Genomic DNA, 25,245 nt, shown 5'->3' on the forward strand with positions numbered 1-25,245 from the left:
CACGCAGTCGCCCTCCTCTGTGTGGCTGTACCAGAAACAAGCTGGGCGCATGCGTTTGGGCAACGGTATGATCTGCCATTGCCACTTGGCTTTTATCTTGCAGGCGCCGGGTTGACGGTGGCCCTTACATTTCTGGGATCAGCACTTTTCCTGCGTGTCGAGAAGCACATGCGCTCAGCTGTTGGCATCCCTGTTCCATACCAAGTCACCCGGTTTGCGGCCCCTTTGTTTCGCATGTTGGCAGTGCTTGCGCTGGTTCTGATCCTCATTGTCGCACTATTCGGGCCCGCGTCCCCTACTCAGAACCTTGCAACGATCTTTATATGGGTCATCTGGTGGGTTGGCTTTGTTTTGTTAAGCGCATTGGTCGTTGATCTGTGGTCGAGCCTGAACCCCTTTGCAACAATCATTGATGTCGCTCTGCTCCGGTTTGAGCCCCGCAAACGCCGTGCTCGCCCCTCCGCTTGGGTTGGTTGGCTTGCTGTATTTGGATTGATCTTTCTGTCCTGGATTGAACTTGTGTCGGATTGGTCAGAAAGCCCCAAAGCCATGGCTCTCATCGTCCTGCTCTATACCCTTGGACTTTTCCTTGGCTCTTTGTGGCTGGGGCGATCAACCTGGTGTCAGTCAGCTGATCCACTGACGCTTCTGTTTGGCTTGCTTGGGCGACTTGCCCCAATTGGCATTCAACGCAACCGGTTGGAATTCCGTCTCCCAACATCGGGACTGATCGGGCAATCCATGACTGTATCGCAGTCGGCATTTGTCGTAGCTCTTATTGCAATCGTCCTGTTTGACGGGATTTCTGAAACACCAATCTGGTCGTCAACTCTCCAATGGGTGACAGAGTCGCCAACGCTGCGGCCCTGGCTGCTAACGTTTCGCGACTATGGCGTGGATCTGCTGAAACTCATCCTTAGCATTGGGCTGTTCATCACAATCCTAGTCGCCTGGATGCTCTATACCGTCCTTTCACTCGCTGTATGGCTGGCAGCGGGTCGCAGCATTAAATTTGGTAAGGTATTTACAGGCTTTGCAACGTCATTGTTACCCATAGCCGTTGCATATCACCTAGCCCATTATGTGTTTTTTCTCATGCTGGCCGGGCAATTGATTATCCCTGCGCTAAGCGACCCGTTTGACCTTGGCTGGGCGCTGCTGGGTGACACAAACGGAATGATCGACGTTGGTGTGATGACGGCAGAAGACGTGTGGTGGATAGCCGTGATCGCCTTGGTGACGGGCCATGCCCTGTCGGTTCTTCTGGCCCATATCGAAGCCCGCCGCCTGTTCAGAACACACCGTCAGGCCGTTCTAAGCCAACTGCCGATGATGGTGTTCATGGTCGAGCTGACCTCCTTCAGCCTCTGGGTGCTAGCACAGCCTGTGGTGGAATAGTCATTCGCGATTGCGGCGACTGACTGAGCCGTTCTAACGCAAAAGTGGATTCTAATATTGATTATTTCCCAATCATTTGGATGATGGGCCCTCTAAGGTTGGCAAACCAACCACGCACGATACGGTGCCAATACGAACATTAAGGGAGAACAAAATGAATTTGAGCAAACTTATGCTGGCGGCAAGCGCTACGGCCATGTTGGCTGCAGGCGCATCGGCCGACACAATCCGCTGGGCCCGCGCAGGTGATGCACTGACGCTGGATCCGCACGCTCAAAACGAAGGGCCAACTTCAGCGCTGGCGCACCAGATCATGGAACCGCTGGTGATGCGTGACATGACCGGTGCCATGGTGCCTGCACTGGCGACTGAATGGGGGCCATCGGCTGACAACCCAAATGTCTGGACCTTCAAGCTGCGCGAAGGTGTGACATTCCACGACGGTGCTGAGTTCGACAGCGCCGACGTAGTCTTCTCGCTGAACCGCGCAATGACCAAGGACTCTGACTACAAAGAACTTCTGGCTTCGGTCAAAGAAGTTCGGGCAACTGGCAAGTATACAGTCGAGATCGAAACTGACGGTCCGAACCCAATCATGCCAAACAACCTGACCAACATGTTCATGATGGACCAAGATTGGGCCGAGGCGAACAATGCGGTCAAGGTGCAGGACTATGAAGGTGGCGAAGACACCTATGCTGCCAAGAACGCAAACGGCACCGGCCCTTACAAGCTGGTTAGCCGCGAGCCCGACGTAAAAACGGTTCTGGCAGCCAATGACAGCTATTGGGGCAAAGGTGAGTTCCCAATGGAAGTGACCGAGATTGTCTACACCCCTATTCAGAATGCGTCGACCCGCGTGGCTGCGCTCCTGTCTGGTGAAGTGGACTTTATCCAAGACGTGCCAGTGCAGGATTTGAACCGCGTGTCCAGCACGGATGGTTTGGATGTTCGTACCGCACCACAGAACCGGGTGATCTTCTTTGGTATGAACCAGGGTGATGCTGACCTGAAATCCGACAACATTGACGGCAAGAACCCTCTTGCCGACGTACGTGTCCGTCAGGCCATGTCGATGGCGATCAACCGCGATGCCATCAAACAGGTGGTTATGCGTGGTCAATCCGCTCCGGCTGGCATGATCTCGCCACCGTTTGTGAACGGCTGGGACAAGGCAATGGACGGCTCGTCCGCTACAGACGTCGAGGCCGCCAAGGCGCTGATGACCGAAGCTGGCTATGGTGACGGTTTCTCGATCACGCTGAACTGCCCGAATGACCGTTACATCAATGATGAAGCGATCTGTCAGGCGTCAGTTGGCATGTTGGCCCAGATTGGCGTTAAAGTGAACTTGGATGCCAAGCCCAAGGCGCAGCACTTCCCGCTGATCAACAACCTGGAAACCGACTTCTACATGCTGGGTTGGGGTGTTCCGACATATGACTCGGAATACATCTTCAACTTCCTGGTTCACTCCAAGGGTGAAAAGTACGGATCGTGGAACGGCACGCGTTTCGGCAACGGCGAGTTGGATGCCAAGATCGAAGGTCTGGCCTCGGAAACAGATCTGGCTGCACGCGATGCCAAGATCGGTGAGATCTGGCAGGTCGTTCAGGATGAACAGCTGTATATTCCGATCCACCACCAGGTGCTGAACTGGGGCATGGCCTCGAATGTTGGCACTGGCGTTGCTCCGGATGACACCGCGAAGTTCAAGTACTTCACCTTGAACTAATCAACTGGCGGGGCGCGGCAACTATGCTGCGCCCCATGCCCATTTTATCGCGCTCAGCGAACGCTTTCCCCAAATTTTATTCCTAGCAGCAGCCAGGCGTCCCCCTATGAGGCTTGCTGCTAGTCACGGTCCCGTGAGGACGAGCCCAACCTGCCTTTACGGCTGGATGAAAACCAACAAGACTGGCGATAAGATCACGGAAACACGGGGAGAAACGCAATGAAACTACGAAGCAGCGCCGTAGGGCTGGCCCTATTGCTAGCAGGCACCGCACAGGCCGCGGAATTCAAATGGGCATCAACCACCGATCCGCAAACCATGGACCCACATGCAGTGAATTCTGCCCCGGTGCTTGGATTCTTGAATAATGTCTACGAAGGCCTTGTCCGACGTGGCAAGGATATGAGTGTTGAACCTGCTTTAGCCGTCAGTTGGGAGCCAATCGGCAATGGTGAAGGCTGGAGATTCAAGCTGCGCAAAGGGGTGACCTTCCACGATGGCAGCAGTTTTGACGCACAAGACGTACTGTTCTCCTACCAGCGGGCATCGAACGAAGTTTCCGATACCCGCAGTTGGTTTGCACCGGTGAGCGATGTGAAAGTGGTTGACGATTATACCGTCGACTTCATGACAAGTGCGCCCAACCCGCTGTTTCCATCGTCCATCGCCAACTGGATGATCATGGACCAGGGCTGGGCCGAAGCCAACAACGCCGCCCTGCCAGATAAGGAAGCAGGCAATTTCGCCACCATCAACGCCAATGGCACCGGCGCCTTTCAGGTGACAGCCCGCGAGCCAGGGCTGCGTACCGTGCTTGAACCCTTTGGTGGCTGGTGGGACGAAGTTGAGCACAACATCGAACGTGCCGAATTCACTCCGATTCAAAACCCGGCCACCGCAGTTGCAGCCCTTATGTCGGGTGACGTCGATCTGATCAATCCGGTCCCAATCCAAGATGCGGCGCGGTTGATAAGCAGTGATGGTGTTGAGGTTATCCAAGGCATCGAAGCACGGGTTATTATGCTTGGTTTTGGTCACGAGGCAGAAACGCTGAAATATGCAGCTGACGCTGGTAAACCGAACCCATTCCGAGATGTTCGAGTGCGCCAAGCCGTTGCAAGTGCAATCAACGTGCCTGCAATACTGGCAACTATTATGCGCGGTAACGCCGAGGAAGCCTCGCAATTGGTGAGCCCGGCGATGAGTGGGTATTCTGCTTCAAACGCCGCCCGCCCGGCATATGATGCCGAGAAAGCCAAGTCGCTGTTGACCGAGGCCGGGTATGGCGATGGATTTTCCTTTGGCCTGAAATGCCCCAATGACCGCTACCTGAACGATGAAGCTGTCTGTCAGGCTGTCGTAGGTATGTTGGCCCAGGTCGGTATCACTGCCGAACTGGATGCGATGCCGGTTCGCAATTACTGGCCTGAGCTACGGGAAGATAACTACGACATGTATCTGCTTGGCTGGAGCCCGGGTACTTTTGATGCCGAACATCCGCTCCGTTTCCTGGTTACGACACCGAATGCTGAGAAGAAACTGGGCAGCTGGAATTTCGGTGGGTTCTCAAACTCCCGTGTCGATGAGCTGTTGCCGATGATCCAATCCGAGATTGATCCCGGGAAACGGCAAATGATGATCGATGAAACCACTCAGATTGTTCAGGATGAACAAGTCTACGTGCCGCTTTATGTCCAGCCTTTGGTTTGGGGGGCCCGCAGCAACGTCGAACTGACGCAACGCCCGGATAACTTCTTCATCTTGCGCTGGGTCACCGTGAACTGACCCGGTTGGAAGGTTGCCGCTAGATTGGCGGCAACCATGTCCGCAACCCCTTGACCATATGGGTTTGGGTTGCCAAGACTGTGGAACCAACGGGGAAACTTTATGTTTGCATATATTATCCGAAGGGCTTTTCAGTCCTTCGTCGTGCTTCTGGTCGTGGGACTGGTTGCATTTTCGATGTTCAGATTTGTCGGTGATCCGATCGACAACATGCTGGGCCAAGAACGAACCCAAGCCGATATTGAACGGCTGCGTGGCGAACTGGGTCTCGATCTGCCCTTCCCCGTGCAATACTTCAAGTTCCTGCAGGGCGCTGCCCAAGGCAACTTCGGTGTGTCCTATCGACAGGGACGACCGGTTTCCACAATTATTAAAGAGCGTGCCCCTGCAACGCTGGAATTGGCATTGGTGTCCGGTGTTCTTGCGATTACGGTAGGTATTGGACTAGGTGTTTTTACCGCCATTCGACGGCGAGGCTTTGCAGCCAATGCTATCATGACCATAAGCTTGGTCGGTGTCTCGTTACCGACGTTTCTCATTGGGATATTGTTGATCTATATCTTCTCGGTTGAACTAAATCTGCTGCCAAGCTTTGGGCGCGGAGAAACAGTGATGATCGGCGGGTGGTCTACTGGCTTCTTGACAGCTTCTGGGCTCAAGGCTCTCATCCTTCCAGCAATTACCCTAGGACTGTATCAGATGACTCTGATCATGCGCCTCGTTCGCTCAGAGATGCTCGAGGTTTTGCGCGCCGACTATATTCGGTTTGCCCGCGCGCGCGGATTGAACGACCGCGTAATCAATTTCCGCCATGCATTGAAGAACACACTGGTACCAGTGATCACAATCACCGGTCTGCAACTGGGGTCGATCATCGCGTTTGCCATCATTACCGAAACTGTCTTCCAGTGGCCGGGAGTTGGTTTGCTGTTCATCAACGCGATCCAGTTTGTCGACATACCTGTAATGGCCGCTTACCTGATGCTGATTTCGGTCATGTTTGTCTCGATCAACCTGATCGTGGACCTACTCTACTACGCCATTGATCCGCGACTGCGCACTGAGGGGAAAACAACATGACCCAGACTACAGACATCCCCGCCACCGCGCCCAAATCTCGCTTTGCCAAGTTCTGGGACAGTGACTTTGCTTGGGCATTTCGGCACTCTCCCGTGGCCATCATCGCCGCGCTGGTGGTTTTGGTCCTTGTTCTGGCAGCTGTCTTTGCGCCACTGATCGCACCGCATAATCCGTTTGACCCTGCCACCTTGAACCTGATGAACGGGTTCACCGCACCGGGGACACCAAACGCCTTTACTCAGGAAACGTTCCTGTTGGGGACGGATGATCAAGGGCGCGACGTGTTTTCGACCATTCTATATGGAATGCGCATCTCGCTATTTGTTGGCGCTTCGGCGGTATTTATTGCCATGATTATTGGTGTGGTTTTGGGACTTGTAGCCGCCTACTTTGGCGGTTGGGTCGAGACCATCATTATGCGCATTGCCGACGTGCAATTGACCTTTCCCGCAATCTTGGTTGCGATGCTGATCTTTGGTGTCGCCAAAGGCTTTACTCCGCCAGAATACCGCGATGAAATGGCCATCTGGGTCCTGATCATAGCCATCGCGCTCTCAGATTGGGTACAATTCGCACGGGTGGTGCGTGGAGCGGCTCTGGTCGAGAAAAACAAAGAGTATGTTCAAGCCGCACGGCTCATTGGCAGGGGCTCAATTCCCATCATGTTCCGTCACATCCTACCTAATGTGCTGAGCCCGGTTTTGGTGATCGCTACCATTTCTCTCGCTCTGGCCATTATTGCCGAGGCGACGCTCAGTTTCCTAGGCGTTGGCGCCCCACCGACACAGCCATCCCTTGGCACACTGATCCGTGTTGGACAGGGTTTCCTATTCTCCGGCGAATGGTGGATCCTCTTCTTCCCAGCCTGCACGCTTCTGGGTCTTGCCCTATCGGTTAATCTGTTGGGCGACTGGCTGCGTGACGCCTTGAACCCGAAATTGCGGTGACACTCATGAGTCTTCTTACCATTCAGAACCTCTCGGTTGAATTCCCCACACGCCGCCAGCTGTTTACTGCGGTGGACAAGGCGGACCTGTCCGTTGAACCCGGCGAAATCCATGGCTTGGTTGGCGAATCTGGTGCAGGTAAATCCACCATCGGCGCGGCCGTTATGGGGCTGCTCGAGCGCCCCGGCAGGATTGCCAGCGGGGAAATCATGCTCAAGGGCGAGCAGATCAGCGGATTGGATGCGGAGGCCATGCGCGGGCTCCGCGGCAAAAAGATCTCGATGATCTTTCAGGATCCTCTTACCTCGCTCAATCCGCTGTTTACCGTGCGTGAGCAGCTAACCGAAACAATTTTGGCGCATCTGGACCTAACGCCCAGTGAGGCCAAACAGCGTGCGCGTGACTTGATTGACCGCGTTGGTATCCCTGATCCTGACACCCGGATGGACCAGTACCCGCACCAGTTTTCCGGCGGGATGCGCCAGCGCGTTGTTATCGCCTTGGCTCTGTGTACCGAACCAGATGTGATCATCGCAGATGAACCAACAACGGCACTGGATGTCTCGGTACAGGCGCAGATCCTGGATTTGATCAAAGAGCTGGCCCGCGAACGGCAGGTCGGCGTGATCCTGATTACCCATGACATGGGGGTGATCGACGACACAACAGACCGCGTGACCGTAATGTATGCGGGCAAAGTAGTCGAAAGCGGTCCTACCGAACAGGTAATGGGCAACCCACAACATACCTACACCAAGTCCCTGATCGCTGCTGTGCCACGCCCTACCATCAAGCTACACCGCTTTCCGCAGATCAGCTATGGCGGGCGCGAGACGCGGTTTGCCATTGAAGACCTGGCCAGCCATTGGCCCAAGGTAGAAAACGATCCAGACAAGCCGCTGTTCGAGATCCGAAACCTCACCAAACGCTTCCTGCAACGCCGGGGTTTGCTGCCTTGGGACCGTGACTATTTCACAGCCGTCGACGATGTGAGCTTTGACGTTCGTGCCGGAGAAGTCTTTGGCATTGTCGGCGAGAGTGGCTCAGGTAAATCCACGGTGGCTCGGATGATCGCCGGTCTTCATCCGGTTGATGAAGGTACGGTTACTTTTGATGGAAAACTCGTCAGTGACCTAAGCGACAAAGCTGCGTTGAACGCCTATCGCCAAGACATCCAGATGATTTTCCAGGACCCCTTCTCGTCGCTGAACCCTCGTATGCGGGTCAACGAGATTGTCGCCGAACCCATCCGCCACCACCGGCTGATGGAAGGCAAGGCGATCACCAAGCGCGTGGATGAATTGCTTGATCAAGTCGGGCTGGGATCCGGGGCTGGGCAAAAGTACCCACATGAGTTTTCCGGCGGTCAAAGGCAGCGGATCTCAATTGCCCGGGCACTGGCCACCCAGCCACGTTTCCTGATCTGCGACGAACCAACCAGTGCGCTGGATGTGTCGATCCAGGCGCAGATCCTGAACATTCTAAAGGACCTGCAAGAGCATTTGGGCTTGACCATGCTGTTCATCAGCCATGACCTGCCGGTGGTACGCCAGATGTGCGACAGGGTTGCAGTTATGAAAGCCGGCAAGGTTGTTGAACTTCAGAATACGGATGATTTGTTCGCCAATCCACAAACCAGCTACGCACAGGAACTTCTGGACCTGATGCCAAAGCTGGATGATCTGTCGACCGAAGGATTGAACGCCGCAGAGTAATCGCACCGAGATTCCAGCAAAGTGTTTTGCGGTCATAACATTGGCCGCAAAATACCTGCCTGCGTCAGTGTCACATGCTCCTACAAAACCGATGCTGCTATTTGCCAAGCAGGTTTTCAAGCCGCGTCTCGACCAGCTCCAAAAACCGTGACGCCACGCGAGACGGTTTTCTAAGCGCTGGCAACAACACATCATACGAAAATGTCAGCTTAGGCTCCAAATCCCTGACAGCAACCCACCCGCTTTCTGCCGCTTGCGCCGCTGTCACCGGCTCGACAATCGACACGCCGGATCCACAGGCCACCATTTCACAGATCGATGCCGAAAGCTGCGCTTCTGCAACAACCTTGGGCCGCGCACCACTGGCAGCTAAAAAGACATCGGTTTCTGTTCTGGTCGACACCTCCTCACCCAGTGCGATGAAGGGTTGGTCGTTGAAATCCTCGGCCCGAAGGACCGGCTTGGCGCATAGGGGATGATCAACAGGCAGCACCGCTTTCATGGTTCCCTTCGCCAGCACTCGCCTATCGACCGCTGGATGCTCCGCATCGATCTCGGCAAACCCCAGATCGAACTGCTGTGAGCTCACATTCCGGAACACCGACTGCGAACTGCGTGCGCGCAGGGAAATCCGCACCCCCGGTTCATCGGCAATGAATTCAGCGATCACTTGGGGAAGAAACCTCAGCGCCAGCGCCGGCATTCCGGCGATCAACAGGTTGCCGCGACGATAGTCGCGGATGTCATCAATCACCCGGCTGATCTCGGATAATCCAACAAAGGATCTTTCAACCTCTTCATACAGCGATTGCGCCTCGGGTGTAGGAATGACACTGCGCCCGCGTCGTTCAAAAAGATCAAAGCCAACAGTGGCTTCCAGATCCGAGATCAACCGGCTGACGGTGGGCTGTGTTGCGTTCAACACTTCTGCCGCAAGTGTCACCTTGCCTTTGGTCATCACCGCGCGAAAGGCTTCGAGTTGTCTATGTGTTAGTCGTGTTATCATGCGGCGATACATAGCCTAACCGCATAAGCAGGTCAAAATTCTCAACTTTTACAATCTTTAGGCATGTGACAAAACAGATTTAGGAGGATTCGAATGCAGATTCAGGGCGCAGAGACCACGATTATTGGCGGAGGCATTGTTGGCCTGTCCGTTGCGCTGGGTCTGCTGCAAGCTGGCCACAAGGTGACCGTGCTGGATGGTTCAGACAGCGATCAGCGCGCCAGTCAGGGCAATTTTGGGCTGGTTTGGCTTCAGGGAAAAGGGGCCGATTACCCGGCCTATGCGCACTGGACCTCTGCCGCAGCGTCTGCCTGGCCTGCATTTGCCGAACAGCTTGCCGATATCACCGGCCTGGATGTCCAGTTGGCGCAACCCGGCGGCTACGAGTTTTTCACAAACCTCGCCGAATTCAATGCTTTTGAGGCGGATCTGAACAATCAGAAACAAACGCTTGGGCTAAACTTGCCCATAGAAACACTATCTGGCGACGAACTGCGCCGACACTTCCCTGCCATCGGCCCAAAGGTTATTGGTGCAACCTACTGCGCCCGTGATGGTCATGTGAATCCGCTGCTGCTGTTGCGCGCCCTCAGGATCGCAGTGTCGCGCCTAGGCGGTAACGTAATCAACAACACAACAATCGAACACATCGCGCCCACCCCCGGTGGCGGCTTCACCTTGCAAGACCAACTGGGCCAGAAACACGGCACTGACAGGCTTATTCTCTGTGCTGGTCTGGGTGCGATGGCATTGGCCCCGCAACTGGGGTTCAGCACGAGGGTGCGCCCGCAGCGCGGTGAGTTGCTGATCACCGAAAAGCTGGGCACTCCCCTGCCCTTTTTGTCCAGCACCATCCGCCAGGTAAACGAGGGTGGGATCCAGATCGGCGGCACCAAGGCCGAGGTTGGGTTGGACGACAATGACACATTGGACAAGACCGCCTGGCTGGCCCAGCACGCCGTTGACGTGTTGCCAGCGTTGGCGGAGGTTCGGGTTCTGCGCAGTTGGGGCGCGCTACGGATCATGACCCCCGATGGCTACCCCGTTTACGCGCAATCACCAGATCACCCCAGTGCATACCTTGTGACCTGCCACAGCGGCATAACACTCGCACCAAATCATGCAGGTTCGCTTGCAAAATGGATTGATGGCGCCAGCAGCGCCCCGAACCTGGAGGCTTTCGATGACCGTCGTTTCAAGATTTCACAGACTGCCTGACGCTGAAACCAAAACAGTGACGCTAAAGGTGGATGGTGTACCGGTAACCGCACGCGCAGGTGATAGCCTTGCCGCTGCGCTCTTGGCCCATTCTGCAGAAGCGTCGCGCCACACCGCACAGCTGGGAAGACCCCGCACCGCTTATTGCATGATGGGGGTCTGTTTCGACTGCTTGGTCGAGCTTGATGGGCGTCCCAACGTTCAGGCCTGTATGACCCAGGTTCGCCACGGCATGGTTGTACGTCGACAAACGGGTTTGCCACGATTGGGAGGCTCTGGTGAACAATCCTGATCTTATCGTCGTCGGCGCTGGCCCAGCTGGAATGGCCGCCGCCGCCATCGCGGCCCAGGGTGGCGCACGGGTGCTGCTGCTGGATGAGCAACCCCGCCCCGGCGGGCAGATATTTCGCAATGTTGGAGAAAACCGCGACAAGCGACGCTGGCTTGGCAAGGACTATGCCGCCGGAGCGGCGCTGATTGAGGGCCTCGACCACCCGAATATCCGCTGTGAACATGGCGCAACGGTCTGGCGCATAGATCAGGGGCCTTCAGTTTGTTGGTCGCAAAATGAGCAAAGTCATCAAACCCCAGCCCCCTATCTATTGTTGGCCACCGGTGCCCAGGAACGCCCCGTACCGTTCCCCGGCTGGACGCTACCCGGAGTGATGCCTGCAGGGGCTGCGCAGATCCTGATGAAAACCTCGTCCCTCCTGCCGCGAGACGCTGTGCTGGCGGGGTCCGGTCCGCTGCTTTATCTGGTCGCATCGCAAATGATCGACGCAGGAACACCTCCCAAGGCGCTGGTGGAAACCCAGACCAAAGCAATGGCGCTGCGCGGTGCCTGGCGTCTACCGCGTGCGGCTCTTGCTATGCCAGTCTTGCTCAAGGGCTTGGGGCTGCTGAACAAGATCCGCAAACACCGGATCCGCCGGTACAAAGGTGCATCGTCTTTCCAGGCAAAAGCTGGAAGCAATGGAACCCTCCACTTCAGCTTTGTGTCTGGCGGCAAGCCCCAACAACTGGAATGTGGATTGCTCCTGACCCATCAAGGCGTCGTGCCATCAACACATATGACGCGGGCAGCCGGGATCACACACAGCTGGAACACAGCCCAAGGGTGCTTTCATCCGCAAACCGACCACTGGGGACGCACAGAAATCCCCGGAGTTTATGTGGCAGGAGACAGCGCAGGCATTGCCGGGGCCGAGGCGGCAGCGGTGGCGGGCTGGTTGGCCGCGCAGGATATCCTGCACCAGATGGGCCGGATCAACGCCGATACACGCAACCAGAATGCGTCGGCGGATCGCGGCGCACTCTGGCGCGCGCGTGCGATCCGTCCTTTTCTTGACGCCACTTATGCGCCCCCACCCGAGGTTCTTTCGCCCCCTGATGAAACCATCGTCTGCCGCTGTGAGGAAATCACCGCCCAGGAGGTGCGTGCCGCCGCAGAGGAAGGCGCAGCTGGGCACCGTCAGATCAAGACGGCCACCCGCGCGGGCATGGGCCCCTGCCAAGGGCGCATGTGTGATTTGACCGTGCGCGGCATCCTGTCGGCCTGCAACACATCCGCGCCATCCACGCCCCCGCGCGCCCGCAATCCAATCAAACCGATCCCACTGGGCGAGCTTGCTGCCCTCGCCCCCGAACCGGAGACCAAACCATGACCACCACGCCCGCGCTCAAGATCGATGACCTGCACAAATCCTTTGGTTGGCATGAGGTCATCAAAGGGGTCTCGCTGGAGGCGTAAAAAGGCGACGTGATCGCCATCCTCGGCGCCTCTGGATCAGGCAAAAGCACGTTTTTGCGCTGCATCAACCTGCTGGAGACCCCGAATTCAGGCGACGTGTTCCTGAACGGCGAAAATATCCGCATGAAGCAAAACCGCCACGGCGAAACCGTGGCGCGCGATGCACGACAGGTCGAGACGATGCGCGCCCGTTTGGCGATGGTGTTCCAAGGCTTCAACCTGTGGTCCCACATGACAGTTCTGGAAAACGTGATCGAAGGCCCAGTCCACGTTCAGGGCAAGCCGAAACGTCAGGCTATAGAGCGCGCCAAGGAGCTGCTGGCCAAGGTCGGGCTCCACGATTGCGCCGACTACTTCCCCGCGCATCTGTCGGGTGGCCAGCAGCAGCGCGTTGCCATTGCCCGTGCTCTGGCGATGGACCCGGATGTGATGCTGTTTGACGAGCCTACCTCGGCGCTTGACCCTGAACTGGTGGGCGATGTGCTCAAGGTGATGCGCGATCTGGCCAAGGACGGCCGCACCATGCTGGTCGTCACCCACGAGATGGGGTTTGCCCGCGATGTCTCCACAAAAGCCGTGTTCCTGCATCAGGGGCGAATCTGCGAACAAGGCGACCCCGCCAAGCTCTTTTCTGCGCCTGAGACCGAACACTTCCAGTCCTTCCTGTCCCGGATGAACTGACACTTTCCAGATCTACAACAACCCCTAAGGGTACTTTCCATGATCAGACGATCCCTGCTTGGCGCAGCTCTTGCTGCGACCATCACAACTCTTGCACCCTTAAGCTCCGCTGCCGAGCCGCTGCGCATCGGCGTCGAGGGCGCTTACCCTCCGTTTTCCTACAAAAAAGCAGACGGCTCTTTGGCTGGCTTCGACATCGAGATCACCAATGCCATTTGCGCTGAACTCAAGCGCGAGTGCTCCCTGGTTGAACAGGAGTGGGACGGCATGATCCCGGCGCTAAAGGCCCGCAAATTCGATGCTATCGTCGCCTCGATGTCGATCACCGAAGAGCGCAAGCGCCAGATCGACTTTTCCGAGAAATACTACCAAACCCCGGCCCGTCTGGTTGCCACCAAAGATGCTGGCTTTGAAGGCACCGCTGACGGTTTGAGCGGCAAGCGTATCGGCGTACAGCGTGGCGCGACACACCAGTGCTATGCCGAAAAAATGTTCCCTGGCGCCGAGATCGTTCTTTACGGCACCCAAGAAGAGGTGTTCCGCGACCTTACGCTTGGCCGGATCGACGCCCAACTGTCGGACAGTCTGATCGCCTATGAGGCATTCCTGAACAAGGACGAAGGCGCAAACTATGCCTTCCTTGGCGGCGATCACACCGATCTGGACTGCTACGGCGAAGGCGTTGGCATTGCAGTGCGCAAAGGTGACCAAGAGCTGCGCGACGCCTTTGGAGCCGCCATCAAGGCCATCCGCGCCAACGGCACCTATGCCGAAATCAACGACAAGTATTTCGCCGTAGACATCTACGGCACCGATACCGTCCCCACGAACTGATCGGCAACGGCGGGGCCGTGTATACGCGGCCCTTGCCATACTGGAGTTTTCCCATGGACCTGATCCTCGAATACCAACCCCAGCTGATCGTCGGCACAGTCATGACGATCAAGTTGGCCCTGTTCTCGCTGGTCATCTCGCTTGTGTTCGGCCTGCTTGGTGCCTGGGCAAAGCTCTCCTCCAACCGGCTGGCGCAACGGCTGGCCGGGGCCTACACCACGGTGGTGCGCAGCGTGCCGGATCTGGTTCTGATCCTGCTGGTCTTCTTTGGCGGGCAAATCTCGCTGAACTATGTGGGCTATGCCACCGGCCTATGGGACTATGTCGAAGTCAGCCAATTTGTGGCAGGCGCGGGAACCATCGGTGTGATTTTTGGCGCCTACTTTACCGAGACTTTTCGTGGGGCAATCATGGCCATCCCCCGCGGTCGGATCGAGGCCGGTCTCAGCATCGGAATGCGCCGCTCGCTGGTGTTTCGCCACGTCATCTGGCCACAGATGGTGCGCTATGCCCTACCCGGGTTCACCAACAACTGGCTGGTGCAGCTGAAAACCACCGCGCTTGTTTCGGTCATCGGGCTGCAGGATCTGGTCTACAACGCCTTCACCGCCGGGCGCTCTACCGGGCAGCTGTTCACATTCATGGCCGCCGCTTTTGTCATTTACCTGTTGCTCACCGGGGTGTCCGATCTGGCCCTGCGCGCACTTGGTCGCCGCTATAGCCGCGGCATTGTGAGGGCCTGACCGATGGAAACCTTCCTCTCCTACATCCCGCTCGACATCACGCTGATCGTCCAGAATTTCGACCGTTTTCTCTACGGCACCTGGGTGACGCTAGAGCTCACATTTCTCGCCCTTGTGCTCGGCGGACTATTGGCGATCCCATTGGCGATTGCCCGGGCCTCGCGCCACCGCATTCTCAACCCATTGGTTTGGTCCTATACCTATGTGCTGCGCGGCACACCGCTGCTGGTTCAGACCTATCTGATCTACTATGGCCTCGGCCAATTTGAAGCGCCGCGCAGCAGTTCGGCTGTGGGACCCGATCCTGTCCAGCGCCTGGTGGTGTGTGCTGATCGCATTTACGCTTAACACTTCGGCTTACACCGCCGAACTGCTGCGCGGCGCCATCGTGGACACCCCCACAAGTGATGTGGAGGCCGCCATCGCCACCGGTCACTCGCCCTGGGGTCGAATGCGGCGCATCATCCTTCCCAGCGCCTTTCGCCGCGCCATTCCCGCCTACTCAAACGAGGTGATCTTCTTGCTGCACGGATCGGTTGTCGCCAGCACCATCACACTGCAGGACATTCTCGGTGTCGGGCGCTGGCTGAACGGGCGGTTCTACCTGGCCTACGAAGGTTTCATCACCGCAGCACTGCTCTATTTCCTGATCGTGCTGGTCATCACCACTGTATTCCGTTGGCTCGAACGCCGCTATCTTGGGCATCTTACACGCCGTGAGACCGTTGCAGCCGACACACCAGCCCCAACACCAGCCTAATCGCAAAAGGAAACCCCATGATCGAACGCCTGCACACCAACACCCGGATGAGCCGGATCGTCAAACACAACGGTTCCGTCTACCTCTGTGGCCAGGTTGGCACCGGACCGGATGTGGCCACCCAAACCCGTGATTGCCTGTCCCGCGTCGACGCGCTGCTGGAAGAGGCCGGATCCTCGCGCGAACATATCCTGCAAGCCGTGGTCTGGCTGGCCCATATGAGCGACTTTGACGCCATGAATGAGGTCTGGGATGCCTGGGTGCCCCAAGGCCACGCCCCGGCCCGCGCCTGCTGCGAAGCGCGGCTGGCCGGATCGGACTTGCTGGTTGAGGTGATTGTGACGGCGGCTGTAAAGGAAGGCTGATACCCGCCCCGCCTCATCATTTGCTGAGATAACAGAAAAGCCGGGAGTGCTGCCTCACTGGAACCAAGCACTCCCCCATCTGTTTGACGGACCGTCTCATAGTCAACGCGCCCACGAAGCCTCAAATATCATGGATCTCAATCCGCCTGGATTGGATCCTGGCGACAATCCAGGCTGCAAACACATAGGCCAGCCCAAGCCTACAAGCCAGCGCGATGCGCCAGTCTGCGAGTGTTGCGGCGCCCGTGTCTTGCACCCTGCTGACCAGCGGCCGCAGCGGGTTGATCATCAACAGCAGATCCAGGCGACACTGTATATTGTCCACCGCCCCCGAAGTCAGGATGATCACAAAGAACAGAGTATTGGTGAAAATCAGATAGTCCTTCATCGAAATGATGAACATCGCACAAAGCAGGCCTACCGCACTTAGGGACAGGCAGATGATTAGAGTCACGATGGTGAAGTTGAGCAAAACAATGGGGCCGCTGCCAACAAACAGCAACGTCGGAACAGCCACGATCAGCACTGTCAAAGCCGTAAAACCAGCCGCCCAGGTGACTTGCACCAGGCCAAATCCAAAAATCCCGGTTTGCGACACCAAGACATAGCGGAGAACGCCCCAGTTTCGCAGGCGAGCAAAGATCGTTGCCAGAAAGAAGACCGCCACATGCGCCGCCAGCAGCCAACCCCAGACTGACGAAAAAAGCGATGACAGCTCGGGACGGAGCAATGCAAAGGCTATCACACAGGTCACAACCAGCGACAGCAACACAAAACAGAGGTTCGCTAGGGTTCGCACCGCTAGAATTTCAAGCATTGGCGTTGGCATCACCAGGTATTGCCCAAGCAAACCGGTCCAACGATCGCGGTCGATCTCGGACAGGGTTGAAAACACCAAGATGCTCCAGCCGTTCACCAGGCTGGCATTGATCAGGATGAACCAAAATGCCTGAGCATCGTCAAACCCTGCAGGCGTGTTCAGATAGTACAGCCAGACCGTGAAGAACGGCTGGATCCCCCAACAAATACCATCATTTTTCGGCGGATATTCAGCCGCGTATAGATCCAGACCAAGGAAGCCGTTTTGTCCATCATCCCTGTCTTCGGATGAAGGTGCCGAAAAATTCCTCAAGCGACGCCCCCTCGACCGAGATATCCGACACCGTTTCGGAGTGATCCGCAAACAAGCGATAGATCTGTGCGATCCCCGCCCGGTCCAAGTTCATTGTCAGCTTTTGGCCCACCGGCGTGGCTTCGACCTGATGGTGAGGATCATGGGCCGTAAAAATCGGCACAGCTGACCGGTCGGAGGCACAAAAACTCACGCGGGACCTGTACTGGGCGCGCAGCTCTTCGATCGGGTAGATGCCCTGCAATGCCCCATCTACAATCAAGGCCACTCGTTTGCAGGTGCTGTCGATATCCGAGGCATTATGCGAGGTCAGAATGACCGTTGTGCCGGCCTGGGCCAGATCGGCAATGATCCTGCGGGTGGTCTGCACCGCCTCAATGTCCAACCCCACTGTGGGCTCATCCAGAAACAGCACCTTTGGATTGTTGATCAGCCCCTGACCAGCAAGGTCCGTTGTTTCACGCCCTTGGAGAATGTCATGGTGGGTGCATGCCAGGCGTCCTCTGCCAGATCGACCCGGCGCAAAACCGATGCAATGCGATCCTTCAATTCGGACTTGGGAACGCGATAAAGCGGTGCAAACAGCTTGAGCTGTTTTTATAGGCGGTCCGCAAAAGGTACAAACCTTTTTCGCCGCCCTCGACCACATTGATCAGGCTGCGGATCTCGACTTGGTCTTTTAGGGTGTCAAAACCGGCAACCGAGATTGAACCACTATCCGGAGCCAGTTGGGTCGACATCATCTTGATAATCGTCGTCTTCCCGGCCCCATTGGCGACCAAAATGCCAAACACTTCGCCCGGGGCAACATCAAAACTCACATCACGCACGGCCTGCTTGGTCCGCGCCTTGGTCCTGAACGTTTTTGGTGACACCAGATACAGAAACACTGTTGAAGTCGCTCAATCCATCACCTCAAAAATGTTTTTTTCTAAATCGAAAATACTCTTGGGGTGTATTGCAGGCGCCGCCGAACAAGCAAATCGATGCGCCAGGTGGCGCATCGAATGCTGATTTTATCCACGATCAAGCCAACGACGGCAGGTACAAAACAATCGCCGGGAACGCGACAAGCAAGGCGATGGTAATTGCATCCGCGATGAAGAACGGCATCACGCCACGGAACACGTCTTGTACGGTCAGGTCATCGCGCACGCCGGCCACCACAAAGCAGTTGAGGCCAATGGGCGGTGTGATCAGGCAAAATTCAGCCATTTTCACCACCAGAATACCAAACCAGATCGCACACATGGTGCCATTCATACCAAAGGCACTGTCGACGGCAGCAACGCTTTCGCCGCCATTCAAAGCCATCACCGCCGGGTAAACCACCGGCAGGGTCAACAGCAACATTCCAATGGCATCCATGAACATCCCCAGCACCGCATAGGCCAGCAGGATGCAGATCAGGATCAGCATCGGCGACATGTCTAGCGAGGTGATCCAGTCGGAAAACGCGCCCGGCAGATCGGCGAAGCCGAGGAACCGCACATAGATCAGCACGCCCCAGATGATGGTAAAGATCATCACCGTCAGCTTAGCGGTTTCCAACAATGCAGATTTCAACTGCTGCCACTTCATGCCGTTGTAGATGGCCATACAGAACACCACAAAGGCACCAAGCGCGCCGCCTTCGGTGGGGGTTCCCCAAGCCTCGTCCCCAAAAGGGTTGTAGACAAAACAAATGATGATCACGACGACAAAGATGATCGGCATAGCTGCGGGCAGAGATTCAAAGCGTTGGCGCCAGGTAAAGCCAGTGACGGGTGGGCCCACGTTTTTGAAAATGAGCGCGATGCCAACAATCAACGTCACATAGACCACCGCGCTGAACGCGCCTGGAATAAACCCAGCCAGCAGCAGTTTGCCCACGTCCTGTTCTACGATAATCGCATAGATCACCAGAATGGCCGAGGGCGGGATAAGTGAGGCCAAGGTGCCTGCAGCCGCAACCACGCCTGCTGCAAACTGTTTATTATAGCCAATCGCCAGCATTTCAGGGATGGCGATGCGGGCAAACACAGCCGAGGTTGCGACTGACGCCCCCGACACCGCAGCAAAGCCCGCCGTGGCAAACACTGTCGACACAGCCAACCCACCGGGCAACCAGGCGATCCAGCGTTTTGCGGCCTCGAACAGCGCCTTGGTCAACCCTGCGTAATAGGCCAGATAGCCAATCAGGATAAACGTCGGGATCAAGCTAAGCGCCTGAGACGAGACCTTGGAGTGCGGCACCTGCCCCGCCACCTTGATCGAGACAGTCAGCGCCTTGGTGAACTTGTCAGGCGCATAGCCAAACTTGGCCCAGAAAATCCAGATCAAGCCCACCAGACCCGCGGAAGCAGCGGCAAAGGCCACCCGCATTCCGGCCACCACCATGACCAGCATAAAGCCAGTGACCCAGAGGCCAATATCAATCGGTTCCATGTCCCTGCCCCTTAGTCTTTGCTGGCCGAGCCATTGTCGGCTCCGCTCAGTTGTTCTGCTTCAGCCGCAGCTTGCGCGGCTGCGCTTTGGATCAATGGCACCGCAACTGGTGTTTCCAGCCCCAGAACCAGCGCACGACCATAGCCCCAGGCCTGCAGCGTCAGCCGTAAGCACAACACCGAAAATGCAACCGGCACCATTAGTTTGGCAGGCCAGATCGGCAGGCTGATGTCAATCGAACTGTCGCGGCTCCACAGCGGTGCGGCAAAATCAAAGGATCGGTCAAAATGGGACCAGCTGCCCCAGACCAATGCCATCATCAGCAGCAGGATCAGCAGGACGGAGATCAGCTCGAACAGCCACATGGCACGCCCGCGCAACGATCCGATCAGAATATCCATACGAATATGGGCGCCGTCACGTTGCACATAGGCAATGCCCATAAACGCAATCAGCGGCATGGCTTGTTCAATCCAGTCCACATACCCGGGCAAAGGCGCGTTAAACGCATTGCGCCCACCAACCGAGACCACCGCCAGTATCATCAGCGAAAAAACCGCGAGACCACTGACAAGGGCCAAGAATTGTTCAAGCCGTAACAATTGGCCATCTAACCGACTAATCAAACTCCCGTCTTCCAGAACCGCTGCGCCTGTTGCCATGGATCAGAACCCCAATACGTGCTGCCCCTAAACCCGCAAAATCTCGGTGCATCAATCGCCGGAATTTTCGAAAATTCCGGACAAGAAAATTTGAATTTTCTTGGTGCGTTGCCGATCAGACCGGGTGGGAACAGTCAAGTTTTCAGTGCAAAAAAGGGCCGAGCATTGACGCCCGGCCCAAATCAGATTTGACCCGCTTACTTGCGCTGATCTGCCAGTGTGTCCATGACTAGATCATACAGTTCTTGGGCTGGAATGCCCTGTGCAGTCATGTCAGCAATCCAGGCTTCACGGATCGGATCAGCGGCAACCTTGCGGAACTCAGCCAGCTCAGCCTCGGAAATCTCGACCTTGGTAACGCCTTTTTCCACCAGAACATCGTCCCACTTGGACAGCAATGCGCCATAGTTTGCCAGGTAATGTTCGATCGCTTCATCAACCGAGCTATCCAGCGCTTCACGCTCTGCATCGCTCAGCATCTCATAGGCATCAGTATTCACAACAACCGGGCAGTTTACGGTGCCGGGGTTCAGGTTGGCGGTCCACCATTCGGCGCGGTTGATGGTGCCAAAGGCCAGGTGTGCGTGCTGGGCAAAGGCAACGGTGTCTACAACACCGGATTCCATTGCGTTATAGGCTTCGGTTGCTGTTACCGATGTTGGCACCGCCCCCACGGATGAGAACGCTTTGCCGATACCACCGGTGGCGCGAACACGCATGTCTTTGAACTCTGCCAGCTCATCACGAGGCTCACCAGTGCCAACGATGTTGTACTGCGGCATCGGCGAGGTCATCAGCAGTTTGGCGTTCCAGCGTGCCAGATCGGCCTGAACCGCAGGGTGCGCGTAAACAGCGTGGCTCACAGCAACCTCTTCTTCCAGCGTGTTCACGCCCAGGAATGGAAGTTCCAGCACGGTGATGGTTGGGTTCTTATCGCGGTGATAACCAGCACAGAACTGCGCCATTTCAAATGCACCGATGGAAATCCCATCCAGGTTTTCTTTGTTTTTAGAAAGGCCACCATAAGAAATGTTCAGAGTGAACTCGCCGTTGGTCTTTTCGCTAACAAGCTCAGCCAATTTCTCAACATGTTCGGTAAAGGCGCGGCGCTTGCCCCAAACAGAAACGTTCCATTCGGTCGCGGCCGCTTCGGATACGAGGCCAAAACCAGCAGTGGCCATAACAGCCGCAGTCAACATCTTAGTCATAATAAATCTCCCAATTTGCGCCCTTGTCGCGGGGCGCTTGATCGTAAGCTAACGATTAGCCGCAGCGCTGCCAAGACCCTGCAACCAAACCATGTTTCCTTTCAAACCGCCTATTTCAGCCCAATCAAGGTGACTCGCACCGTTTACGCGCGCGATCATCCTTGTTTCTTATGACCTTATAAGCCCACCCAACACGTCACAGGTGTACAGTACATTTTTTGTGATCCCGCGCTGTTTTTATGGCCTTGTGTAGAAAACAACTTTGCACCGACACCTTAACTGCTAAGCGTTTGTATTTTAACCACTAACCCAAAACAGGCATCAGCAACTTTACAAAGTCAAAAAAGATTCGGAAAATCGTTTACAAGCAAATCGTTATTTTCCCGTCGCTTATTCACATATTTTCAACCTACTCTATGATCGTCGCCGAGGATGGAAACAGTTTGCCTGCCCTGCCCCTTGGGCGGTCGCGTGGCAAACTGCAAAAAATATTAGGGAGGGACCCTGGATGACCACGCAACACGAGAGTGCCGTTTATCCGCCGTCAGCCGAAACCGTTGCGCACGCGCATGTCGACGCTGGAAAATACGAACAGATGTATGCAGCATCTATTGCCGACCCAGACGCGTTCTGGGGCGAGCAAGGAAAACGTGTTGATTGGATCAAACCCTTTACTCAAGTCAAGGACGTCAATTACAATTTTGGCGAGGTCTCGATCAACTGGTATGCCGATGGCGCTCTGAACGTCAGCGCAAATTGCATCGACCGTCATCTTGAAACTCGTGGTGACCAGACCGCGATCATCTTTGAGCCGGACAACCCGGAAGAAGAAGCCCAACATATCAGCTATTCCCAGCTGCATGGCTCGGTGTGTCGTATGGCTAACGTCCTGGCCTCGATGGGGGTCAGTAAAGGTGACCGTGTAATCATCTATATGCCGATGATCCCCGAAGCGGCTTATGCCATGCTGGCCTGTGCCCGTATTGGTGCGATCCATTCAATCGTGTTCGCCGGTTTCAGCCCTGATGCGCTGGCCGCTCGTGTAAACGGCTGCGAGGCCAAGGCTATCATCACCGCCGATTATGCACCTCGCGGTGGTCGCCAGACCCCACTCAAGGCCAATGCCGACACCGCGCTGGAAAACTGCGGAGATGATGTCAAATGCTTGGTGGTCAAGCGCACCGGTGGCGACATCAACTGGGTTGAAGGTCGCGACTACGACTATAACGCCATGGCTGCCGAGGCCTCGGACAGCTTTGAACCCGCTGTGATGAACGCCGAAGACCCGCTGTTCATCCTCTACACATCAGGCTCGACCGGTCAGCCCAAGGGTGTGGTTCACACCACTGGTGGCTATCTGGTCTATGCGGCAATGACCCACGAGATCACCTTTGATTACCACGATGGCGACATCTACTGGTGTACCGCTGATGTGGGCTGGGTCACCGGACACAGCTATATTGTCTATGGCCCGCTTGCCAATGGTGCCACCACACTGATGTTCGAAGGCGTGCCCACCTATCCTGACGCCAGCCGGTTCTGGCAGGTTTGCGAAAAACACAAGGTGAACCAGTTCTACACCGCCCCAACCGCGTTGCGCGCCTTGATGGGCCAAGGCAACGAGTGGGTTGAAAAATGCGACCTGTCCAGCCTGCGCACTCTTGGTACCGTGGGTGAGCCCATCAACCCCGAGGCCTGGACCTGGTACAACGACATTGTTGGTGGCGGCCGCTGCCCAATCGTTGACACTTGGTGGCAGACCGAAACTGGCGGTCATCTGATGACCCCCCTGCCTGGCGCCCACGCCATGAAGCCCGGCTCGGCGATGAAGCCCTTCTTTGGTATCGAACCGGTTGTTCTGGACCCCACTTCAGGCGTCGAGATCAAAGGTAATGATGTCGATGGTGTATTGTGCATCAAAGACAGCTGGCCCGGCCAGATGCGCACAGTCTGGGGCGATCACAAGCGTTTCCAGAAAACCTACTTCGCCGATTACAAAGGCTACTATTTCACCGGAGACGGCTGCAAACGCGATGCAGATGGCGACTACTGGATTACCGGACGCGTGGATGACGTGATCAACGTATCCGGTCACCGCATGGGTACCGCCGAAGTCGAAAGTGCGCTGGTGGCCCATGTTGCCGTCGCCGAGGCTGCCGTGGTTGGCTATCCGCATGACATCAAAGGCCAGGGTATCTATTGCTATGTCACTCTGATGAACGACGCCGAACCCAGTGATGAGTTGCTGAAAGAGCTGCGCACCTGGGTACGCACCGAGATTGGCCCAATTGCCAGCCCCGATGTGATCCAGTGGGCCCCTGGCCTGCCCAAGACCCGGTCTGGCAAAATCATGCGTCGTATCCTGCGCAAGATTGCCGAGAACGACTTTGGCAGCCTTGGCGACACCTCGACATTAGCGGATCCATCGGTGGTGGATGACCTGATCGCCAATCGCGCTAGCAAATAAGGGGACCAATATGGACGCGACTGTCTCCACAACCCCCGCCGTTCTCATACTTCTCGGCCCTCCGGGCGCCGGGAAGGGAACCCAAGCGCGCATGCTGGAAGAGCAGTTTGGGCTGGTTCAATTGTCAACTGGCGATTTGCTGCGCGCAGCAGTAGCCGCTGGCACCGAAGCAGGCAAGGCTGCCAAAGCTGTAATGGAAGCCGGCGATCTGGTCAGTGATCAGATCGTCATCGACATCCTGCGCGACCGATTGGGCGAACCTGACTGCGCCAAGGGTGTGATCCTGGATGGGTTCCCCCGCACCACTGTTCAGGCCCAGGCCCTGGATGATCTGCTGACCGAGACCGGCCAAAAGATCAACGCGGCCATCAGTCTTGAGGTCGACGATGCGGCTATGGTCACCCGGATTTCGGGCCGCTTTACCTGTGGCATGTGTGGCGAGGGCTATCACGACAGTTTCAAACCACCTGCCAAACAGGATATCTGCGACAAATGCGGCGCCAGTGACATGAAGCGTCGGGCCGATGACAACGCAGAAACCGTGAGCTCACGGCTAGAAGCTTACCACGCCCTAACTGCCCCCTTGATTGCCTATTATGGCGACAAAGGCGCGTTGCAGACAATTGATGCAATGGGCGAAATCTCGGCAATTGCTGCGTCCATGGCAACACTGGTCAACAAGGCCGTTCGCTAAACCAGTTCAGCCCCGGCATCCCCGGGGCCGAACATTCAAACACGTAATAAGGTGGACAAAATATCACACGCGTGTCAGGTCAACGTCGGTGACCAATTAAGAGCGCGCGACATGTCCGAGAGCACATTTATACCTGGACCAGACCACGGCCTTGCCTATCGCAAGGCCCTGAGCTGTTTTGGCACTGGTGTAACTGTTGTGACCACCATGACAGCCCGTGGCCCGCTGGCAATTACAGCGAACAGCTTCACATCGGTTTCAATGGACCCACCATTGCTGCTTTGGTGTCCTGCCAAGAAATCACTGCGTCATGATGCCTTTGTTAAGGCCGAGCATTTCACCATTCACATCATGGCCGAAGATCAGTTGGATCTGGCCAAGCACTTTGCCCTCAACGGTGAAGATTTTGACGCAACACAGTGGGAACCAAACGCAGCAGGCACTCCCACTCTCCCCGGCTGCATTGCCCATTTTGACTGTCGCCATTTTGCCTGCCACCCTGGCGGTGATCATTCGATCCTGATTGGCGAAGTTCAGACAGTCACCACCCGCCCCGGTAAAGGCTTGCTATTCAAGCAGGGCCTGTATGGTGGCTTCTTGGAACAGGGCTGACAGAGCCCTTATAGGCTTAAACACAA

The 25,245-nt window shown here is 56.3% G+C and carries 24 protein-coding genes and 1 pseudogene; 18 read left to right on the forward strand and 7 right to left on the reverse strand.

Features of this window, described 5'->3' with window-relative positions:
• Positions 1-21 precede the first annotated feature (21 nt).
• The 6 genes from AC2T28_RS08775 to AC2T28_RS08800 all read left to right on the forward strand — a co-directional run bounded on the left by AC2T28_RS08775 (position 22) and on the right by AC2T28_RS08800 (position 8,660).
• Positions 22-1,398: a hypothetical protein gene (locus tag AC2T28_RS08775; protein ID WP_486748594.1), complete on the forward strand. Its 1,377-nt coding sequence runs from the start codon at positions 22-24 to the stop codon at positions 1,396-1,398.
• A gap of 154 nt (positions 1,399-1,552) precedes the next feature.
• Positions 1,553-3,133, forward strand: a complete 1,581-nt coding sequence (locus AC2T28_RS08780) for an ABC transporter substrate-binding protein (RefSeq protein WP_486748595.1) — start codon at positions 1,553-1,555, stop codon at positions 3,131-3,133.
• A gap of 219 nt (positions 3,134-3,352) precedes the next feature.
• Positions 3,353-4,918, forward strand: a complete 1,566-nt coding sequence (locus AC2T28_RS08785) for an ABC transporter substrate-binding protein (RefSeq protein WP_486748596.1) — start codon at positions 3,353-3,355, stop codon at positions 4,916-4,918.
• A 102-nt stretch (positions 4,919-5,020) separates the two neighbouring features.
• Positions 5,021-5,998 carry an ABC transporter permease gene (locus AC2T28_RS08790; protein ID WP_486748597.1) on the forward strand — a complete coding sequence of 326 codons (978 nt, stop codon included), beginning with the start codon at positions 5,021-5,023 and terminating at the stop codon, positions 5,996-5,998.
• Positions 5,995-6,945, forward strand: coding sequence for an ABC transporter permease (locus AC2T28_RS08795; protein WP_486748598.1), 951 nt, complete (start codon positions 5,995-5,997; stop codon positions 6,943-6,945). The genes AC2T28_RS08790 and AC2T28_RS08795 overlap by 4 nt, the downstream gene beginning before the upstream one ends.
• Positions 6,946-6,950: 5 nt before the next feature.
• Positions 6,951-8,660 carry an ABC transporter ATP-binding protein gene (locus tag AC2T28_RS08800; protein WP_486748599.1) on the forward strand — a complete coding sequence of 570 codons (1,710 nt, stop codon included), beginning with the start codon at positions 6,951-6,953 and terminating at the stop codon, positions 8,658-8,660.
• A 97-nt stretch (positions 8,661-8,757) separates the two neighbouring features.
• Here the strand turns inward: AC2T28_RS08800 and AC2T28_RS08805 are convergent, their stop codons facing one another.
• Complete coding sequence (locus AC2T28_RS08805) at positions 8,758-9,666, reverse strand: LysR substrate-binding domain-containing protein (protein WP_486748600.1); 909 nt, start codon at positions 9,664-9,666, stop codon at positions 8,758-8,760.
• Positions 9,667-9,759: 93 nt separating this feature from the next.
• Between AC2T28_RS08805 and AC2T28_RS08810 the strand changes: the two genes are divergently transcribed.
• The 9 genes and pseudogenes from AC2T28_RS08810 to AC2T28_RS08850 all read left to right on the forward strand — a co-directional run bounded on the left by AC2T28_RS08810 (position 9,760) and on the right by AC2T28_RS08850 (position 16,017).
• Positions 9,760-10,884: an NAD(P)/FAD-dependent oxidoreductase gene (locus AC2T28_RS08810; RefSeq protein ID WP_486748601.1), complete on the forward strand. Its 1,125-nt coding sequence runs from the start codon at positions 9,760-9,762 to the stop codon at positions 10,882-10,884.
• On the forward strand, positions 10,850-11,176 hold the full coding sequence (locus AC2T28_RS08815; RefSeq protein WP_486748602.1) for a (2Fe-2S)-binding protein: 327 nt from the start codon (positions 10,850-10,852) through the stop codon (positions 11,174-11,176). The genes AC2T28_RS08810 and AC2T28_RS08815 overlap by 35 nt, the downstream gene beginning before the upstream one ends.
• Complete coding sequence (locus AC2T28_RS08820; RefSeq protein ID WP_486748603.1) at positions 11,163-12,548, forward strand: FAD/NAD(P)-dependent oxidoreductase; 1,386 nt, start codon at positions 11,163-11,165, stop codon at positions 12,546-12,548. The genes AC2T28_RS08815 and AC2T28_RS08820 overlap by 14 nt, the downstream gene beginning before the upstream one ends.
• A pseudogene (locus AC2T28_RS08825) lies at positions 12,545-13,315 on the forward strand (ABC transporter ATP-binding protein). Before AC2T28_RS08820 ends, AC2T28_RS08825 begins: the two are co-directional and overlap by 4 nt.
• Positions 13,316-13,354: 39 nt before the next feature.
• Entirely contained in the window at positions 13,355-14,149 is a 795-nt protein-coding gene (locus AC2T28_RS08830; RefSeq protein WP_486748604.1) for an ABC transporter substrate-binding protein, read from the forward strand.
• Between the two features lie 53 nt (positions 14,150-14,202).
• Positions 14,203-14,892 (forward strand): ABC transporter permease, encoded by a 690-nt coding sequence (locus AC2T28_RS08835; RefSeq protein WP_486748605.1) that lies wholly within the window; start codon positions 14,203-14,205, stop codon positions 14,890-14,892.
• 3 nt (positions 14,893-14,895) lie between these two features.
• Complete coding sequence (locus AC2T28_RS08840; protein WP_486748606.1) at positions 14,896-15,240, forward strand: ABC transporter permease subunit; 345 nt, start codon at positions 14,896-14,898, stop codon at positions 15,238-15,240.
• A complete protein-coding gene (locus AC2T28_RS08845; protein ID WP_486748607.1) occupies positions 15,218-15,652 on the forward strand; it encodes an ABC transporter permease subunit in 435 nt (144 codons plus the stop codon). The genes AC2T28_RS08840 and AC2T28_RS08845 overlap by 23 nt, the downstream gene beginning before the upstream one ends.
• Before the next feature lie 17 nt (positions 15,653-15,669).
• Positions 15,670-16,017 (forward strand): RidA family protein, encoded by a 348-nt coding sequence (locus AC2T28_RS08850; RefSeq protein ID WP_486748608.1) that lies wholly within the window; start codon positions 15,670-15,672, stop codon positions 16,015-16,017.
• A gap of 121 nt (positions 16,018-16,138) precedes the next feature.
• On the opposite strand, the gene AC2T28_RS08855 is transcribed toward AC2T28_RS08850, so the two are convergent.
• The 6 genes from AC2T28_RS08855 to AC2T28_RS08880 all read right to left on the reverse strand — a co-directional run bounded on the left by AC2T28_RS08855 (position 16,139) and on the right by AC2T28_RS08880 (position 21,446).
• The gene (locus tag AC2T28_RS08855; protein ID WP_486748609.1) at positions 16,139-17,149 is read right to left on the reverse strand and encodes a hypothetical protein; all 1,011 of its coding nucleotides are present in this window, start codon (positions 17,147-17,149) and stop codon (positions 16,139-16,141) included.
• Positions 17,109-17,564, reverse strand: coding sequence for a DrrA family ABC transporter ATP-binding protein (locus tag AC2T28_RS08860; protein WP_486748610.1), 456 nt, complete (start codon positions 17,562-17,564; stop codon positions 17,109-17,111). The genes AC2T28_RS08855 and AC2T28_RS08860 overlap by 41 nt, the downstream gene beginning before the upstream one ends.
• A 130-nt stretch (positions 17,565-17,694) precedes the next feature.
• Complete coding sequence (locus AC2T28_RS08865) at positions 17,695-18,039, reverse strand: ATP-binding cassette domain-containing protein (RefSeq protein WP_486748611.1); 345 nt, start codon at positions 18,037-18,039, stop codon at positions 17,695-17,697.
• 136 nt (positions 18,040-18,175) lie between these two features.
• On the reverse strand, positions 18,176-19,576 hold the full coding sequence (locus tag AC2T28_RS08870) for a TRAP transporter large permease (RefSeq protein ID WP_486748612.1): 1,401 nt from the start codon (positions 19,574-19,576) through the stop codon (positions 18,176-18,178).
• 11 nt (positions 19,577-19,587) lie between these two features.
• Positions 19,588-20,238 (reverse strand): TRAP transporter small permease subunit, encoded by a 651-nt coding sequence (locus AC2T28_RS08875; RefSeq protein ID WP_486748613.1) that lies wholly within the window; start codon positions 20,236-20,238, stop codon positions 19,588-19,590.
• 197 nt (positions 20,239-20,435) lie between these two features.
• On the reverse strand, positions 20,436-21,446 hold the full coding sequence (locus AC2T28_RS08880) for a C4-dicarboxylate TRAP transporter substrate-binding protein (protein ID WP_486748614.1): 1,011 nt from the start codon (positions 21,444-21,446) through the stop codon (positions 20,436-20,438).
• A gap of 508 nt (positions 21,447-21,954) precedes the next feature.
• Here AC2T28_RS08880 and acs point away from each other — a divergent pair.
• From acs to AC2T28_RS08895, 3 genes are all read left to right on the forward strand, one after another.
• The gene (gene acs, locus AC2T28_RS08885) at positions 21,955-23,913 is read left to right on the forward strand and encodes an acetate--CoA ligase (RefSeq protein ID WP_486748615.1); all 1,959 of its coding nucleotides are present in this window, start codon (positions 21,955-21,957) and stop codon (positions 23,911-23,913) included.
• Positions 23,914-23,923: 10 nt separating this feature from the next.
• Positions 23,924-24,607, forward strand: coding sequence for an adenylate kinase (locus tag AC2T28_RS08890; protein WP_486748616.1), 684 nt, complete (start codon positions 23,924-23,926; stop codon positions 24,605-24,607).
• A gap of 111 nt (positions 24,608-24,718) precedes the next feature.
• Complete coding sequence (locus tag AC2T28_RS08895; protein ID WP_486748617.1) at positions 24,719-25,219, forward strand: flavin reductase family protein; 501 nt, start codon at positions 24,719-24,721, stop codon at positions 25,217-25,219.
• Positions 25,220-25,245 lie beyond the last annotated feature (26 nt).

The sequence above is a fragment of the Parasedimentitalea nitratireducens genome (assembly GCF_057444295.1).